Origin of the sequence: [Clostridium] innocuum, assembly GCA_012317185.1 — a bacterium.
Classification (GTDB): Bacteria; Bacillota_I; Bacilli_A; order Erysipelotrichales; family Erysipelotrichaceae; genus Clostridium_AQ; species Clostridium_AQ innocuum.
The window spans coordinates 3,551,780-3,567,980 of sequence record CP048838.1; the positions used below are offsets into that span (position 1 = coordinate 3,551,780).

General features: G+C 41.0%; 15 protein-coding genes and 1 riboswitch. Of the genes, 1 reads left to right on the top strand and 14 read right to left on the bottom strand.

The features are described from left to right. Positions 1-287: 287 nt before the first annotated feature. The 12 genes from G4D54_17345 to G4D54_17400 all read right to left on the bottom strand — a co-directional run bounded on the left by G4D54_17345 (position 288) and on the right by G4D54_17400 (position 11,683). Entirely contained in the window at positions 288-659 is a 372-nt protein-coding gene (locus tag G4D54_17345; protein QJA04079.1) for a hypothetical protein, read from the bottom strand. Positions 660-991: 332 nt separating this feature from the next. Then, the gene (gene thiC / locus G4D54_17350; GenBank protein ID QJA04080.1) at positions 992-2,299 is read right to left on the bottom strand and encodes a phosphomethylpyrimidine synthase ThiC; all 1,308 of its coding nucleotides are present in this window, start codon (positions 2,297-2,299) and stop codon (positions 992-994) included. 98 nt (positions 2,300-2,397) lie between these two features. After that, positions 2,398-2,502, bottom strand: a riboswitch (TPP riboswitch). 158 nt (positions 2,503-2,660) lie between these two features. Beyond that, positions 2,661-4,223 carry an ABC-F family ATP-binding cassette domain-containing protein gene (locus tag G4D54_17355; protein ID QJA04081.1) on the bottom strand — a complete coding sequence of 521 codons (1,563 nt, stop codon included), beginning with the start codon at positions 4,221-4,223 and terminating at the stop codon, positions 2,661-2,663. Positions 4,224-4,597: 374 nt separating this feature from the next. Then, positions 4,598-5,146: a GNAT family N-acetyltransferase gene (locus G4D54_17360; protein QJA04082.1), complete on the bottom strand. Its 549-nt coding sequence runs from the start codon at positions 5,144-5,146 to the stop codon at positions 4,598-4,600. Between the two features lie 656 nt (positions 5,147-5,802). Then, on the bottom strand, positions 5,803-6,354 hold the full coding sequence (locus G4D54_17365) for a GNAT family N-acetyltransferase (GenBank protein QJA04083.1): 552 nt from the start codon (positions 6,352-6,354) through the stop codon (positions 5,803-5,805). 351 nt (positions 6,355-6,705) lie between these two features. After that, positions 6,706-7,506 (bottom strand): pyrroline-5-carboxylate reductase, encoded by an 801-nt coding sequence (gene proC / locus G4D54_17370; protein ID QJA04084.1) that lies wholly within the window; start codon positions 7,504-7,506, stop codon positions 6,706-6,708. 72 nt (positions 7,507-7,578) lie between these two features. Further along, positions 7,579-7,842, bottom strand: a complete 264-nt coding sequence (locus G4D54_17375; GenBank protein ID QJA04085.1) for a transcriptional regulator — start codon at positions 7,840-7,842, stop codon at positions 7,579-7,581. A gap of 78 nt (positions 7,843-7,920) precedes the next feature. Then, positions 7,921-8,388: a GNAT family N-acetyltransferase gene (locus G4D54_17380; protein ID QJA04086.1), complete on the bottom strand. Its 468-nt coding sequence runs from the start codon at positions 8,386-8,388 to the stop codon at positions 7,921-7,923. Between the two features lie 218 nt (positions 8,389-8,606). Next, a complete protein-coding gene (locus G4D54_17385) occupies positions 8,607-9,461 on the bottom strand; it encodes an ABC transporter permease (protein QJA04087.1) in 855 nt (284 codons plus the stop codon). Continuing rightward, entirely contained in the window at positions 9,458-10,369 is a 912-nt protein-coding gene (locus tag G4D54_17390; protein QJA04088.1) for an ABC transporter ATP-binding protein, read from the bottom strand. The genes G4D54_17385 and G4D54_17390 overlap by 4 nt, the downstream gene beginning before the upstream one ends. Positions 10,370-10,680: 311 nt before the next feature. Continuing rightward, positions 10,681-11,106, bottom strand: coding sequence for a hypothetical protein (locus G4D54_17395; protein QJA04089.1), 426 nt, complete (start codon positions 11,104-11,106; stop codon positions 10,681-10,683). 205 nt (positions 11,107-11,311) lie between these two features. Continuing rightward, positions 11,312-11,683 (bottom strand): hypothetical protein, encoded by a 372-nt coding sequence (locus tag G4D54_17400; GenBank protein ID QJA04090.1) that lies wholly within the window; start codon positions 11,681-11,683, stop codon positions 11,312-11,314. Between the two features lie 154 nt (positions 11,684-11,837). Between G4D54_17400 and G4D54_17405 the strand changes: the two genes are divergently transcribed. Continuing rightward, positions 11,838-13,286 carry a transposase gene (locus G4D54_17405; protein ID QJA05231.1) on the top strand — a complete coding sequence of 483 codons (1,449 nt, stop codon included), beginning with the start codon at positions 11,838-11,840 and terminating at the stop codon, positions 13,284-13,286. A gap of 676 nt (positions 13,287-13,962) precedes the next feature. Here the strand turns inward: G4D54_17405 and G4D54_17410 are convergent. Together G4D54_17410 and G4D54_17415 are read right to left on the bottom strand one after the other, a co-directional pair. Continuing rightward, entirely contained in the window at positions 13,963-14,433 is a 471-nt protein-coding gene (locus G4D54_17410; GenBank protein ID QJA04091.1) for a hypothetical protein, read from the bottom strand. 531 nt (positions 14,434-14,964) lie between these two features. Next, complete coding sequence (locus tag G4D54_17415; protein QJA04092.1) at positions 14,965-15,957, bottom strand: virulence RhuM family protein; 993 nt, start codon at positions 15,955-15,957, stop codon at positions 14,965-14,967. Between the last annotated feature and the right edge of the window lie 244 nt (positions 15,958-16,201).

Consider the following 16,201-nt stretch of genomic DNA (forward strand, 5'->3'; position numbering starts at 1 on the left):
GAAACCGTTCTCCCTTTGCAGGTAACTGCACCGACAGCACACTGTATATTATGAAGTACTCTCTGCACGCTCCAAGGCAGAATGAATCATCCGTTTTCGCAATATTCCAAAAGCTGAAAGGCAACGTGCACGATCCGGATTCTTTCTTACGTTAGCGGGTTTACGAAAAGGAGAATTCAATTCCGATTGATACATACAATCGTATGGAATCCTCCATGTTTTGAATATACCCGCATTTGAGCAAGAATCACTGCCTTTCGGTTACCGGCCTGTTTATGCTTTCTATGCTACGCCTTTGCACGGCACTTCTTCAGTAAACTTACAATTTCCCGAGCTGTACGCATGTCCTCATGATACTGCAAGGTACCTTTATCCACGATGTCCTCAGATACATGTACGAAAACAGACTGTCCCATCCGCACCTTCATACGAATGCCAACGCGCACAAATTGCCTCCCTTCCGCATAAGTGGGAAACACCAGATTATGCGCAAGGGCTTTTTTCAGATTATGATGATACTCGCAGGATATACCGATCGTCTCCAAGTCCTTGTAATAGTATACCTGATCTCCCTCATCCAGCAGGAATCTCAGCTTTTTGTTGGTTTTATCAAACTCAACCACATCTTTAATCCGCTTACTGACAATAAATTCAGACATATGACCACATCCCTATCTTATCTTCATTATATAGTATTCAAGGGGCCTGTCAATGCTTTTCCTGTTACTTCTTGTTATCCTGTAATGTTTATGCTGTTCCTGTTACTTCTGTGTATTTTATATCTTGCGTATGATAGCTTCCCCTGTATATCGGTAAAGCTATTGTATGTTACAGTAAGTTTTCTAAACCGCTTTCTTTCATTACCTTTCGACCTTTGTTCCTGCTTTTCCTTCGCCGCTTATTCATGATTTTTTACACTGACATAATTTCACGAACATGCGTACAAGATATCAACCTGCCGGAAAGCCGCAGCAGCTCCTGCGTAAAACTGCTAATCCTCTTCCATGATATCAACGATTTCACCGCGCAGAAGCTTGTTCATATTGCGAATAGCACACATTTTCCCGCACATGGTGCAGGTATCCTCACGCTCCGGTGCAGACTGGGCACGGTATGCTCTGGCCTTATCCGGATCCATTGCTAAAGCGAACATACGTTCCCAATCCAGATTACCGCGTGCTACAGCCATTTGATGGTCCCAATCCATAGCTCCCTTTACTCCCTTGGCGATATCCGCCGCGTGTGCAGCAATTTTACTTGCAATGATTCCTTCCTTAACATCATCGACATCAGGAAGAGACAAATGCTCTGCCGGTGTCACATAGCATAAAAAGCTGGCTCCGTAGGCTGCCGCCATTGCACCGCCGATCGCCGCAGTGATATGATCATAGCCCGGTGCGACATCGGTAACGATTGGACCCAGCACATAAAACGGTGCCCCCTTGCAGATTGTTTTCTGCAGCTCCATATTCGCCTGAATCTGATGAAGCGGCATATGTCCCGGTCCCTCGATAATGACCTGTACATCCTGTGCCCATGCGCGCTGTGTCAGTTCTCCCAGCGTAACAAGCTCCTCCATCTGTGCAATATCCCCGGCATCCTCCAAGCAGCCAGGGCGGCAGGCATCTCCGAGCGAAAGCGTGACATCGTGCTCTCTGCATATCCTTAAAACTTCATCAAAATACTCATAAAACGGATTTTCATTCCCGGTGATTTCCATCCAGGCAAACATGATGGAGCCACCGCGGGATACGATGTTCGTAATTCGCTTCTGTTGTTTGAAGCGCTGTGCAGTCTGCCTGTTGATTCCACAGTGAATCGTCATAAAATCAACACCGTCCTCTGCATGCATACGAAAGACATCCAGCCATTCCTGTGCAGTGATATCCTTCAATGCCTTATGGTAATATACCAGGGCATCATATATCGGCACGGTACCAAGAATTGCCGGGCATTCCGCAACCAGCTTTCTACGGAATGTCTGCGTATCGCCAAAGGAGCTTAAATCCATAATGGCCTCAGCTCCCATTTGCACGGCATGCCGTACCTTTTCCATCTCCATGTCCAAATCAAGACAATCTCTGCTCGTCCCCAGATTCACATTGATTTTTGTCTTCAGCATGCTTCCGATTCCATAGGATTTCCGGCATGTATGATGTCTGTTTGCCGGGATCACCAGCTGTCCGGCAGCGATCAACCGGCAAACCTCTGCCTCCTCCATCTGTTCATAGGCAGCGACAGCCTTCATTTCCTCAGTGATGATATGCTGTCTGGCGGCATCCATTTGTGTAGTGTACATTGTGTTATCCTCCTATATGTAAAAAAAGCTGTACGCCCGCTACGGTGTCAGCTTCCATGATTTTTTCCGGATGATAACAGCATAAGCTTCCGTCCTGCTGTGCTTCCCTATAAAATCCCTACGCCGGCATTACCCGTATCAGGTTCCTTGGGTCCCGGATGATCTCCGATCTCAGCCATACGTAGGCACCCCATTTTTTTGTACGAAAATATTACACCACAAAATGACGGGGCTGTCAATGCTAATTCTGCAATGGCTTTGCTTTGTGTATGCGATCATTTTCCATAAAACAACAGATCGACACAGCGGGAGGCATTCCCCGTTTGCATTGCCATACCATGAACAGCCTGTATAATCCGTGTTAGCCCAGTGCTTCCATAAATTGTTCGGTTTCCAGCTCCTGCAGCTCACCCTGTGCAATATACAAAACAGAATCAAACACCTCCTGTATAAACAGCCGGTCATGGGATACAGCCAGAATACAGCCTGGAAAGTCCTTCAGAATACGGCGTATGACAGGACTTGTCAGCGGCGACAGATTCCGTGTCGGCTCATCCAGCAGAAGGACATTGCAGCCCTGCTTAATGAACCGCAGCAGATACAGCTTCGCCTTTTGCCCTTCACTCAGCTGATATACGGAATGCTCCATCTCCTCTCTGGTGAACTTCATCCGTCCGAGCAACTCCCGCGCTCTTGTTATATCGTCCCTGTCACAGGCTTCCAGCAAAAATGTCACAGGTGTGTCCTTTACTGAAAATGCTTCTGCATAATTCTGCGGCATATAGCCGAGACGAATATCCGTATGAGATTTCAATACTTTATGAATTTCCTTCATCAACAGACTTTTTCCACATCCGTTTTCACCGGCTATCACTGTCTTCTGTCTACCATAAAGTGTTATGTGAATATCCTGCAGAAGCGTACTTACATCTGTTTTCAATTCCTCCAAATGAAAATCAAGGATACGTCGGCTTTTCGGAAAGCCTTCACACTGGAAAAAAACATCGATCGCCTCCTCCACGCTGTCCACATGCGCATAGCCCTCTTTCTCCAGCCTGCGATCCTGTGCCTTCAGATTTCTCATTTTTGTCTTTAGGGCAGCCGCATAAAACGGACTGCGCACCGTATCGTTCTGCGCATCATGCACCGCATTCATAAAGTCATTCAGCTTCTCTTTTTTCCTGCGGTATTCCCGCTTCTGTGCGAAAGCCTCCTGTGCCTCCTTTTTTAGCCGGCTGCACCTCTGCTTTACATATTCCTCATAATTTCCGTGAAAAATTGTATGACGGCATTGGGTTTTCTTATTCAGCTGCTCCAGATGCAGGATTACAGTTGCACATCTGCTCAGCAAAATTTCATCATGCGATATGAACAGTACAGGAATGCGCAGATTTTTCAAAAAATCCTCCAGCCACTGCAAAGTTTGAATATCAAGATCATTGGTTGGCTCATCCAGCAGAAGCAGCTTTGGCTTACGCAGCATCAGCTTCAACAGCTGCAGCTTCACCTTCTCTCCACCGCTTAATGTTCCTATCCTTTGTTCTCCATACAAAAATTCATTTTTTAAACCCAGCTGTGCGCACAGTGTTTCACAGCCCTGCAGATCATTGTATCGCTCCGGCTGGATTTCATCTTCACTTTTTTCCTTCAATAAATAATCAAAAAGAAAAGCATCCTCCCATTGCCTGGAAAGCTGCTGTTCAAAATATCCTATTTCTTTATAATCTGTGTCAATTTCACCACTCACAGCTGCATAGTCTTCAATTAGATTTCGGTTATAAACCGCCTTTAGCAGTGTGGATTTTCCATTCCCTTCCTCGCCGATAATTCCTACCTTATCGTCATTTCCCAGGGAATAATTCAAATCGTTAATCAGTGTGTGATGTTTACTATCACGGATAGTAAGGTGCTTTAGAATAAGCATGAGCATCGCCTCCTTTTAAGCAGGCTGTAAGCAGATAATTGACACATACGAAAAAAGTTTATTTTAAACAGTTCGTTTGCTGGGTCTCTTATCTATTTGCTCATCTTCTCACTCTCCATTCCTCTCTATTCTAGTATCGTATGCATTTACTGTCAAGCCCAAAAGTGATTTTCTCAGGACTAAATGAAAAAGTGTTTTGATTCTGTAAACCATATGATAGAAATGCCTTAGACTCTATATAGATCATATGGCATGAACTCATTAAGGGATAAGGCCTTATGACACGTAAAAGAAAAAGAGATTTCTTCAGCTGATTTCTCGGCTGTTCAAAATCCCGTTATTCTTCTTCAAAAAGATATCTGGTTTCAGGTATGCTATATCATTAAGCTATGCGCTTTTTTCCATTCTGCTATTGTAATATAAAGGATATGCTCTGTAAGTGTCTGTTGAATAAGTGGCCATTCCCTTACCTCACTGCGTAAATAATGGAAGCCGCATTTCTCCTGTACACGTTTGGATTTTTCATTACCGTCGAAATATCCGCACCATAATGTTTTTAACTGACAGTCCTCAAATCCAAAGCGCATAAGCTCCTTCACCGCTTCCGGTATCAGTCCCTGACCCCAGTACGGTTCTCCAATCCAATAGCCGATTTCTCCTTCATCATCCGCAATCGCCAGATTACTCTGCTTACCAATCATCAGTCCGATGCTTCCCACAGGCTCCATGGTTTCCTTCAATACAACAGCAAAGGTATTCGGCGCAGACAGCACAGTCCGTATGATTTCCCGGCTGTTTTCCACACTTTCATGCACCGGCCATCCCGCTTTTGGACCGATGTTTGGATTTTTCGCATACCGATAGCAGCTTTCCGCATCCTCAACCTGCCATGGACGAAGAATGAGTCGTTTTGTTTCCAGCATAATCTCCCTCTTTTCTGTAATTCTCTATATTATATCAAATATCCTTTTATTAGCAAGAAAAATAAGGCAATACTACAGCCCTTACGCATCCATCTGTATTATGTTTTCATGCAAAAGATAACTTCCTATATTTTCAGATGACTTATAGGAAGATATGAGCGGAAATAAGAATTCAAGGAATATATTCAGATGTGGGATTCTTTTTCTATATTCAGCTTCATTTTTGCTATAAATTTTCCACTTCCTGCTTTGTTTAATCAGTACGTTTGTTTTAGGTAATTCTGAAGCCTATTAGCAGGACTTGTTATCGCTCAGCGCTAATGTATTCAAAACAAGGATGCCCCTGCAGCTTCCATAAAATCGAGGAATTCAAAAGCCGTGATTACTATCCGATATTGCCTGCATACGCTGAATATAGTTACAGCATATCCTGATGCCTGCTATTCTCTGAGAATTTCACAGGTATTTAAATCATTCAGACTGTGAAAACGAAGGCTCTCTTTTTGAAGAAGATAAAGAAAACCTATTTCGGTCTGTTTCTACTAGCAATATGAATCCTGCAGCCTGCCATAAATATAAAGACATTTTCCATCCGGCTGCTAAACAGCCCTTTGAAAAATGTCAAATATTCTCTTTAAACAATATATAAAGCATGCTTACTTAGTTTCCGTGCCGGTAGAATGTTTCCATTCCTCTATGGTAAGACTCATGATATGCCCGGTAAGTGTTTTATGAAGCAACGGCCATTCTCTTACCTCAGACCCTGCATAATGAAAGCCGCATTTCTCCTGTACACGTCTGGAATTATGATTTCCTTCAAAGGAACCGCACCACAGTTTTTTCAAACAGCAGTCTTCAAAGGCATATCGTATCAGACATTGAACTGCCTCCGGAATAAATCCCTGTCCCCAGTACGGTTCCCCCAGCCAGTAGCCGATTTCACCCTCATCAGCTGCATTTGTCAGATTACACTGCTTCCCGATCATTAAACTGATATTGCCAATGGGCTCCATATTCTGCTTCAGCACAACGGCAAAGGTATTCGGTGCGGACAGCACAGTCTGAATGATCTTACGGCTGTTTTCCACACTTTCATGCACCGGCCATCCCGCTTTGGGACCGATGTTTGGATTTTTCGCATACCGATAGCAGCTTTCCGCATCCTCAACCTGCCATGGCCGAAGGATAAGTCGTTTTGTTTCCAGCATAATCTCCCTCTTTTCTGTGATTTTCTATATTATACCAGATTCCTTTTTAATGACAAGCAATCGGCAGAAGGAACAGACACAGAAAGAGCTGTTATGAGAATTCATACCAAATAAAAAAGCACTCTTAACTTGGACATCATAATATTTATTAGTAGCCTTTGTTTAATTGCATATTTCGAAAAACAGAGATAGCAGAAGATAAGAAGATTCTTACTTAATTGTGGTAAATTCAAACTATAGAGAATTCAACATACTTATATTTATCAATAGAATCCATAGCCTCCTTTTGTAAATGCCTGAAAGTAAGAAAAATACGATAAGGATACCTGTTTAATCAGATAAAAGAAGCTGCTACTTCAGCCGAAATTGCTCAATCCGTTCGATTGCAGAAATCAGGGCATTGCGAAAACCCAGACGCTCCAGCTCCGCAACTCCCTGAATCGTCGTTCCCTTCGGAGAGCTTACGCGATCCTTTAGCTGTCCCGGATGCTGTGGATGAACTAGTAGCTGCTTTGCAGTGCCAGTCATCATCTGCGCACAAAGCCGATAAGCAGCCTCACGCCCAAGCCCATATGCCACTGCGCCATCCCCCAGCGCTTCTATAAACATTGCCGCAAAGGCAGGACCGCAGCCTGCCACGGTTGCACCAATTGTCATTTGATCACTTTCCAGCTTTTCTATGAAGGCAATCGCGGAGAAAAGCTGTTCAACGGCCGCAGCCTCCTCTGCTTGAAGAGAATTCCTTTGTTCCCATAAAATGACACCTTCACAAACGGATACCGGCATATTGGGGATAATGCTCAAATGATGTGTATGTGGTGGAAGCAGTTGTTCATACGTTTCAAAGAACATACCGGCCGCAATAGAAACTACAGCTTTTCCCTGCAGGTGCTCTTTCACTGTGGAAATCGCCTCACTCATCTGCGCTGGCTTCACTGCGAGCAGGATGATGTCACATTGTCGTACCATATCAATTGCATGTTTGCATGCATGCATCCCACGTATTTCTGTATTTCTGCACAGCTTATCCCATTGCCTGGCACAGGCATACAGCTGCTCTCCTTTTACAATTCCACTCGCAAGCATTCCATCTGCCATGGCCTGTGCCATATTTCCAAATCCGATAAATCCTATGTTTTGTTTCAAATTCATCACCTCTGTATATCGTATGCAGAAAACGACAGCTGTGCACTGTCGTTTGGTAAATTCTGAATTTTATATCAGTTATTTCATCCACCGCTTCAGTGTTGGAAAATACTGCGTCATCATTTCCCGCGCTTTATCTTCACTCATCCCCGGATTTTCCTTAACCATGACAGGAACACAGAATTCAATCATTGCCTCCATTGTACAATCTGATGTAAATGCACCATGTTCATAACAGTATTTACAATAGTCCACAGACCTTGATCCGTCCTTTTCCGTTCCATATAACTCCTTTGTATCTCCCATTGGCATTCCACAGCACTGACAATATCTCTCTTCCATGATATGTCCTCCTTTATATGCCCACATGATATCACGAGAAATATGACAGCAGCCTGTCCTATTCCAAAAGAAATGACTCTATTTTTCTTTTTTCATATAGAAATTTGTCAACAGCTGTCCCTGACGCTCCACCTGCTGTGCATAAATCAGCCGATAGCCACGCTGCAGGAAAAAATTCCTTGCCGTTATCGATGCATGCACTGAAAGAGTAGGTGATGAGGTTTCCGTTTCCAGCAAATCGCAAAGCATCGTGGCGATTCCCTGCTTCTGATGCTGATGGTGAACATAGAGGTGATCCAGATAACCGGTTTCATCCATATCCGCAAATCCTACAATTTTCTGACTGCTTGTGGCAACAAGAGTGGTATGCGCCATCAGCGCACTTTTCATTCGCTTCTCCTTGACACCCAGCACCCATGCCGAAATCTGTTCAGTCGTATAATTCATGCTGTTAATATTTCTCACGGTATCATAAAACAGCCGCAGCACCTCTGCAAAATCTTTTTCTTGAAATGTGCGCAGCTTTACATGATTTCTGCTTTCCATACACCGACTCCTTTCTTATACCGGGCTGTATTGCACAGCTTCAGCCTCATTTCAAATCTGTTATCTAATATGCATCCTTTTTAATGATATCTATCGCATACATTCAAAAGCTTAGCAGATTCTAATAGAAAAGTACAGGAGCCGATGCAAGGAAAAAGCATTCAAATATATAAAGTGTCATGGAAAACATACCAATCAATAATTCTTATTTGAATGCATTATTTCCTGGACTGCCTTACATACTGCAATAGGAAAAACAGCAGTCCCATTCCTGCGATGATCAGGATATGATCCAGTGTATTGGTCGTATGTCCGCCATAGCTGTAGACAAGGCCAAACTGCTTTTTGAATGCAGTCAGATGCTCAGCCGGTATTGACTGAAAGGTTCTCGTTAAGACATCATCCATCATGATATTGCGAAACAACGCGGCACAATGACTCGGTGGAAACAGCGATATCACGGTTTGAAGCAGCTTGGGAAGTGCTCCTACCGGCACATAGATACCCATAAGAAATCCGGATAGTGTGCCGATAATGGTCGTGACATTGCTGAAGGATGTTGCACTTTTAAAAAATGACATGAAGAAAAAAAGCATTGACGTACAGGACAGGATAGACAGCATCATGCATGCAAGCACCTTTAACAGTGCGGACAGTGTCAGTAAGGAGCCTCCATAAGCAACGATATAAAGCTCTCCGATTATCAATGTTACAACGGATACCAGAAATGTTATACATATGGTAGAGAGGAGATAGGCGCCGGTGACCTTTCTTTGCGAAATGGGCGCAATATAAAAGTCATTGAGTATGGACCTGCTTTTATCCTCGATAATGATTCCAAGTACACTTAAAGAGGTTGTCAGCGAAACAATTCCCAGAGTTCCTGCCATGATCCAGGTATCACTCAGTTCTCTTGCCGTATCCGGGAAATCCTGCTTTAACGGCTGGATCATCATATCACCTAGAAAGCATACATACAGTCCCAGTACAACAAATACTGCCATAAAGGAAAAAAATACTGAGGTCTTATCCTTGAAAAACAGCAGCATATTCCGTTTTATTAAAGAAATCATATCTGTTCCTCCTGAAGCATTTGCAGATAAATTTCTTCAATATTACCGGGATGGTTTTCAAAGCGCTGAATATAGCGTTCGCAGAGGCGCAGGACAGACATCGTTTTCAGCATACCTCCCGTGTGTATGCAGAAAGCCTCGTTTTGCTCATGAAATGGTACATGGTGTCGGTTTAGTACTGCAATCAGCTGTGCTTTACTGTCCGGATAAAGCAGCAGCTGCTCTGCGGCATACTGTTTATGTACCTCCTTCATAGGCTTATCAAAGATGATGTTTCCCTGCTTGATAATACACAAATGATCAGCAATTTCAGCCTCTTCCATATAATGTGTGGTCATAAATACGGTCATATGACGTTCCTTATGCAATACGCTGATTGTGTCCCAGAGCTGCTTTCTCGCCTTAGGGTCAAGACCGGTGCTCGGTTCATCCAATATGAGTATTTCCGGTGCCGGAATCAGTGCTCTGGCTATATCGCAGCGTCTTCGCTGACCGCCGGAAAGGGTTCCTACCGGCTGATGCATAATATCGTGCAGATCACATATGTCACATAGCTTCTGTACACGCCGGCACGCCTGTTTATACGGCAGATGATAGAGGGCACTGCGCAGGATCAGATTCTGTTTGACTGACAGCAAATCATCAAGGACACTGTTCTGAAAGACGATGCCGATACCTGATCGGATACGTTCATCCTCCTGCCCCAAACGGAAGCCATTGATTATAACCGTCCCGCTGTCCTTTTTCAGCAAGGTGCTGAGAATGGAGATCGTTGTGGATTTTCCTGCGCCGTTTGGACCCAGAAAGGCAAAGATTTCCCCTTTATTCACCTGAAAGCTGATGTTTTTGACAACCGTTGTTCCCTGATAGGATTTACAGAGCTGCTCAACGCGGATACTTGTCTCCATGATATTCCCCCTTTACAAAATGCATGCTTCAGTGCAGTATATGCAAATCAAGAGGGAGATATTTCACAGAATACATGCTGTAACAGTGGTGTATTAAATTTCATTTATGATATAGGCTAGTAGGAAACTGGTTGTTTTCAAGTCATCTTATCCATCATATGAACAGACGTAAGGTTTTGCAGGAGAAGAAAAAACGGCCTAAGTCCTTTATGTAAGTAACATAAGCCATGTTTTCTCATAACGATTTTTTAAAGACAGTCTAGGGGTACATAAATATATGGTCTTCTGCCTTTTACCACATGGATTTGCAATTACATGCAGTTCTCCACATATTCAATGCCATGCTCTTGGCACCATGCAATCGCCAGATTTCTGTAATAATCTGCCTGAAAATCATACCATTGCTTAGTAATTCCCCTTCTGTTTACCATATCCTTGAATCTTCGAAACGCTCCACGTCCCTGTATGACTTGTTCCAGTTTATCAGCATCTTCACCTTTTAATGTCTGAATAAACTCTTCCATAATATTATACTCATGGATTTCAAATTTTGTTGGAAGCCTAAAAAAACGCTCAGGGTTATCTTCAATTTCATTTTCCAACCCCTCATTATCCATACCGGTACTTAATTCATCAGCAAGCAGCACACTTTTTCCAGTTTCTAAATCTAAAAAAAATGTAAAATTATCATCTGCCATTTCAATCGCCTCTATAATGGTACTTATATTAATCTTCATCTTGACATTTTCCTATTCCATTTTAAATGTGTTTTCTATTCCATATCGAGCATAACATAATTTTTTATTAAAATACAAATAAAAACAGTATTTTTGAATAGACAGAAATAGATTAAACTTCACAAATATCATAGGTATATTATTTCTATCTGCTAATAATTCCGCTAAAAGTTGAAGATTTACCCATTATCGAGTAAAACTTTTTTTAATATACAACTTCGTCTTCTATGATAATCGAATGATATTTTTCACAAATTTCATCAAAACAATCCTTACAAAGATCACCAGATAATACTCCATCTTCTTTATTGCTAAAAATATCATAATACTCTCTACACTCATTCAATACATCATAAAGACCATATAACTCATTTGTTTTCTTTAAACATCTAGCACATCTACATCCATCAAAACATGCAATCGCTTCATATCTATTTCCATCACAATAATTTACAGCATTTCTTGTGGTGTATAATAAATCTTTCGCAACACTAAATTCAATTTTCCCTTCATCATACAACTCTAATACCTTTTTAGACACTGAATTTAATCCATGCCCAATACAATGACAACTCATATTTTTAGCTCCTTATTTTTTTTATTATCATTAATCTAAATATATCATATTTTTTTATTTTACTGCAATGCTTTATTATAAAATTCTGTGATTCGGACAAAATAGTATTTAGTAAAAACGAAGATAGAGGTATAGTATAAGTGAAGGGGTGGTGATGTATATGCTAGTGAAAAAAGATAAAGAGAAAGCACTCCAGCTTCTGAAAGATGGAAAAATCATTGATCTTCTTCCATATGTTCCCCAGTTGGCCGATGAAATCGCTGTAAACGCTGAAAAGCAGCATAAATTTATATCTGCTTTTGATGATTCCTTTCCTAATCATAATGCTCATCATGATGCTATGCCTCCTAGTGTTTTTCTCACTCTTGGCACGATTGCCAGACTCAAAAATTTTCAATCCATGGCTTCTTTTCCTCTTGCCACTACAAATCCCTTTCTGCTGGAATGTCTTAATTTTGCTGTCCGTACCGGTAAAGAAGGGCTTTTCAACGAAAAAAACGTCAGAATGTTTTCTAAAAAATATAGTAAAGATTCCTTCGTTGAACATACAAATGATTTTCTCATCCGCCTTTTCAATAATACTACATTCAGAAATATGCATAATTTCAGTTATGACTGCTCTGAGATCCCTGTCTGCCTCAAGAATGACAGATATGAAAATTCAACTGTCATAACTGGCAAGAAAGGTGAGAAAATCAGAGGATATAAACTTGGCATTCTGCGTGGGCAGCTTCCACATGACTGTGGTTATCCATGTCTTATCACCTTTGGCTCACTAAAAACACATGACCTTATTCTCTCAAAAGAGGCGCTGATCAGCAACGCATGGCTGAAACCAGGAGATAATCTGAATGTGGACAGAGGTTTCCTTGACCATTTCCTGCTCAGAGCAATGAACGAAAAGGGAGTATCTGTTACTGTGCCAGCAAAAAAGAATATGGAAATCTATAAGGAGGCTGTAGCTATAGCTGTAAAAGAAAATAACTGGAATGTACATCCGAATCCCAAAAGGAAGCATCAGAAGATCCAACTTGTCAAAGATCTAGCACTATTTTATCAGGGAGAAGCAGCCAGGGAACATGGATTCAGCAAAGAAATGAAGATCAATGCAGCAGTTATACGGATTGATGTGAAAAAAGATAAGAAAACTGAAATCGATGATATGATGGTATCAAAAGACAAACATTACGCTTATGCCGTCATACTGTGTACAGACAGCAGACTTACTGCAAGAGAAATCATTCAAAATTACCAGACGAGATGGGGATGCGAGGAGGATTATCGCCAGTTGAAAGAATTCTGGAAACTGAATGCTTTCACAACGACAAGATATGAGGGAATCCTGTTAGAAATGATCTGCTGTATCATAGCATATGCATTGTGTGAACTGTTCAAAGAGACACCCAAAGGTGCAAAATACAGAAATCACTGCCTGATGAGATACATAGAGCCAGAGAAGCAGTGTTTCAAAATGTCAGAAATTGGCTGTACTTTGGTAGTACCTCAATATTATGCAGTATTACAGATGAAAGAAGTGATGAAGTTGTACAGGGAGTGTGATGAGCGTACATGTAGATTGTTAGACAAAAAGATGGATGGCTAAAAAAAAACGACACAAAAAAAAACAGGGGTCTTTCTGCGCTTTCATGAATAAAAAATCAGTCTTCACGTCTGGATTTATAAGAAATTCTGATATGTTGACTGATTTTTATTTTATAACCTTCTATTTCCCCTCTTTATCATAGCCTACTTTTACTTTAGTCCGAATTACAGTTATAAAATTGTATGATCTTCCCCTGGTAAAGCATTTAGTTTTTTTCAAGTATACAAATTCTTTACTAATCTGAAATAAGGATAAACATCATTTTTTATTTATTACTTTCATTGATACTAAAAATTAGTTTATTTTCTAAAACCTCTACTCTTCCAATATGTTCAAAGTCTTCATCAAAATTTCTACTATTTTTTTCTTGTCATCTTCGTCCTCCTTTCAGGCTGTCAGCACCTGGAAATTCATGAAAATATGGAATGACAGCCGTGTTTTTACGATTTTTTAATCATCTCTTTTTGAAGCAAATAAAGTGAAATACCCTTTATTTATCGGATTATTTCACTCTTGGCAGTCGTACTACTGTCTCAACGTGCAGAACAATAACATGATTCCCATAGCTACATTATTCAAAGAACATTGTTGTGCATTCATGAAATTACTAATCTTGTTTCCATTGATATATTGAAGATGCTGATTATCCTTAACAATCGAGCCATTTATGGAGCATTCATTTTCCAGAACAATGTTTCTTTTTATACCTTTTATTCCATTTTTCTTCTGAAATCCATGTTCCTTCTGGTAATTGCTGTAAGCATTGACCTGCCAACTGATACTCTTCAATCAGATTCGCTTCCGCAAAAGACAAGCGCTGCATATCACGATAATAGTTATCGCCCACAAATTCAACTACCTCCAAAATTTTAATATTGATATGATACCCATTCATCATACTTTCATTGATCATCTTTGGCACAAGCTTTTTATAACAACCAGAATTAAACATACATATATGTCCACCACTTGCAAACAGTCTATCCGCAATACTATATGATCTACCAATATAAAGACAGATACTATCATCATCTTTTTCGGAAAAAATACCATATATTCCTCTGATGACATCATGGTCATTCAGTTCATCTGGCACTGTGATCTTATTAGTCCTTGCTCTCTGAATTTCATCTGTGATTCTGCTCATTATTTTACCTCCATAAAGTGAGTTCTCTTGATCGTAAATGCACTTATTCAAATAACTTTGAAAGCAAACATATGCAACCTTAATTATACATTAAATGCTTTAATTAGTCATGAAAAAAAGCAACAAACGATTTTGTTCATTGCTTTATATGGTGATTATAATAGAATATCTAGGATTTTATAAAATTCATTAAATCAGGATCATCTTTATATTTCAACTCAAATTCTGATATCGGCATCGGTCTGTCAAACACATATCCTTGTATCCTATCACATCTCATTTTTTGAAGCATTTCCACTTGAGGTATTGTTTCCTTATATATCAGGCTCGTCAATCAAAAAAGCCTTACACTTTTAGCACTCCCGAAATCCTCGATAGGGAACAAGTCCACTCCCATCGTCTCGACACCCGAATTTCACCGTCTCAACTTAAACTATCCGGGATTCCCGGATAGTTCACATGCAACTATAAAGGATTCCTTTAAGGTTGATATCTCTTCTAATAACGAACTATTCGGAATCTCCGAATAGTTCATGACTTGTTTCTTTTGCCTTTCTGTTCCAGTTGCTTAATGCTGTTCAAATAATCCTGCTCCACGCTGCTTATGGTTTTCGCTTTGTATTTTTTATACTCCGTCTGCGCTTTATCCATTGCCTGATTATGGCTGATAGTACCATTTCCAATCAGCAGATTTTCTCCTGTGGAAGTCAAAATACCATCGAGATGCTTGGCCCAGTCCTCCATAGTCATTGGAATCTCACGCTCTGCCTGTCTCTCAGCAAAATCAAGATATCCGGAAACCAGCTGACCCATCGCACGAAGTTCTTTTTCATCCAAATAATTCTTTGCGATCTTTGCTTCCCGCAAAGTCGGCTGTTCTCCGGAAAATGACATCAGTCCCATGAAGTCTTTTTCGGCATCCGCACGATGGTAAATTACTTCTGCTGCTGTTTCTCCTGATACGGCATAATGAATTTTGTTCTGCACTTTCTTGAAAAATTGTATAGAGACTGCTGCGTTGGGATTGTAATTAACACTGGTCGCATAGATTTCCAACACCTGACGATAGAACACTTTTTCAGAAGCTCGGATGTCACGGATTCTTTCAAGTAACTCCTTAAAGTATCCGCCATTGCCCAGCTCTTTCAGACGGTCATCGTCCATTGCAAAGCCCTTTTTGATGTATTCCTTTAAGATGTTTGTTGCCCATATGCGGAATTGAACACCACGCTGGGATTTCACTCGATAGCCAACGGAGATAATAACATCAAGGTTGTAGTAATCCACTTGATATGTTTTCCCATCCGCAGCAGTTGTTGCAAATTTTGCAACAACTGAATTTCTGACTAATTCTCCATCGTCAAAGATGTTTTTTATATGCTTGGATATGGTAGACTTATCTCTTTGAAACAAATCAGCCATCTGTTCCAGTGACAGCCACACCGTTTCGTCCTGCATGCTGACATCTATCTTCGTCAGACCATCTTCAGTCTGGTAGATTATTATTTCTCCACGGTCATCCATACTGTCGTCCTCCCGTTCTAATTCTTTTCACAACATTTTCTTTGCCGAACTATAACTGGGAAACGTCGGCTTCGTTCATCAATTTACTTCCCCACTCGATGTTATGTTCATTGAGTAATTCTCCATATCTGGTCGGTAGTGTCAAATAATACAGCTCTAGCAGGCTTATCTACCACCTGCCCACGGATTCAAACCATTGTTTATTCTGCCTGATCTCTCCGGCATCACCAATATGCCTAACAAG

What these genes read in the sequence shown, in the direction of transcription:
- G4D54_17345 (QJA04079.1), bottom strand. Translation starts at nt 659, where the DNA reads ATGTCTGAATTTATTGTCAGTAAGCGGATTAAAGATGTGGTTGAGTTT.
- thiC (QJA04080.1), bottom strand. Translation starts at nt 2,299, where the DNA reads ATGTACACTACACAAATGGATGCCGCCAGACAGCATATCATCACTGAG.
- G4D54_17355 (QJA04081.1), bottom strand. Translation starts at nt 4,223, where the DNA reads ATGCTTATTCTAAAGCACCTTACTATCCGTGATAGTAAACATCACACA.
- G4D54_17360 (QJA04082.1), bottom strand. Translation starts at nt 5,146, where the DNA reads ATGCTGGAAACAAAACGACTCATTCTTCGTCCATGGCAGGTTGAGGAT.
- G4D54_17365 (QJA04083.1), bottom strand. Translation starts at nt 6,354, where the DNA reads ATGCTGGAAACAAAACGACTTATCCTTCGGCCATGGCAGGTTGAGGAT.
- proC (QJA04084.1), bottom strand. Translation starts at nt 7,506, where the DNA reads ATGAATTTGAAACAAAACATAGGATTTATCGGATTTGGAAATATGGCA.
- G4D54_17375 (QJA04085.1), bottom strand. Translation starts at nt 7,842, where the DNA reads ATGGAAGAGAGATATTGTCAGTGCTGTGGAATGCCAATGGGAGATACA.
- G4D54_17380 (QJA04086.1), bottom strand. Translation starts at nt 8,388, where the DNA reads ATGGAAAGCAGAAATCATGTAAAGCTGCGCACATTTCAAGAAAAAGAT.
- G4D54_17385 (QJA04087.1), bottom strand. Translation starts at nt 9,461, where the DNA reads ATGATTTCTTTAATAAAACGGAATATGCTGCTGTTTTTCAAGGATAAG.
- G4D54_17390 (QJA04088.1), bottom strand. Translation starts at nt 10,369, where the DNA reads ATGGAGACAAGTATCCGCGTTGAGCAGCTCTGTAAATCCTATCAGGGA.
- G4D54_17395 (QJA04089.1), bottom strand. Translation starts at nt 11,106, where the DNA reads ATGAAGATTAATATAAGTACCATTATAGAGGCGATTGAAATGGCAGAT.
- G4D54_17400 (QJA04090.1), bottom strand. Translation starts at nt 11,683, where the DNA reads ATGAGTTGTCATTGTATTGGGCATGGATTAAATTCAGTGTCTAAAAAG.
- G4D54_17405 (QJA05231.1), top strand. Translation starts at nt 11,838, where the DNA reads ATGTATATGCTAGTGAAAAAAGATAAAGAGAAAGCACTCCAGCTTCTG.
- G4D54_17410 (QJA04091.1), bottom strand. Translation starts at nt 14,433, where the DNA reads ATGAGCAGAATCACAGATGAAATTCAGAGAGCAAGGACTAATAAGATC.
- G4D54_17415 (QJA04092.1), bottom strand. Translation starts at nt 15,957, where the DNA reads ATGGATGACCGTGGAGAAATAATAATCTACCAGACTGAAGATGGTCTG.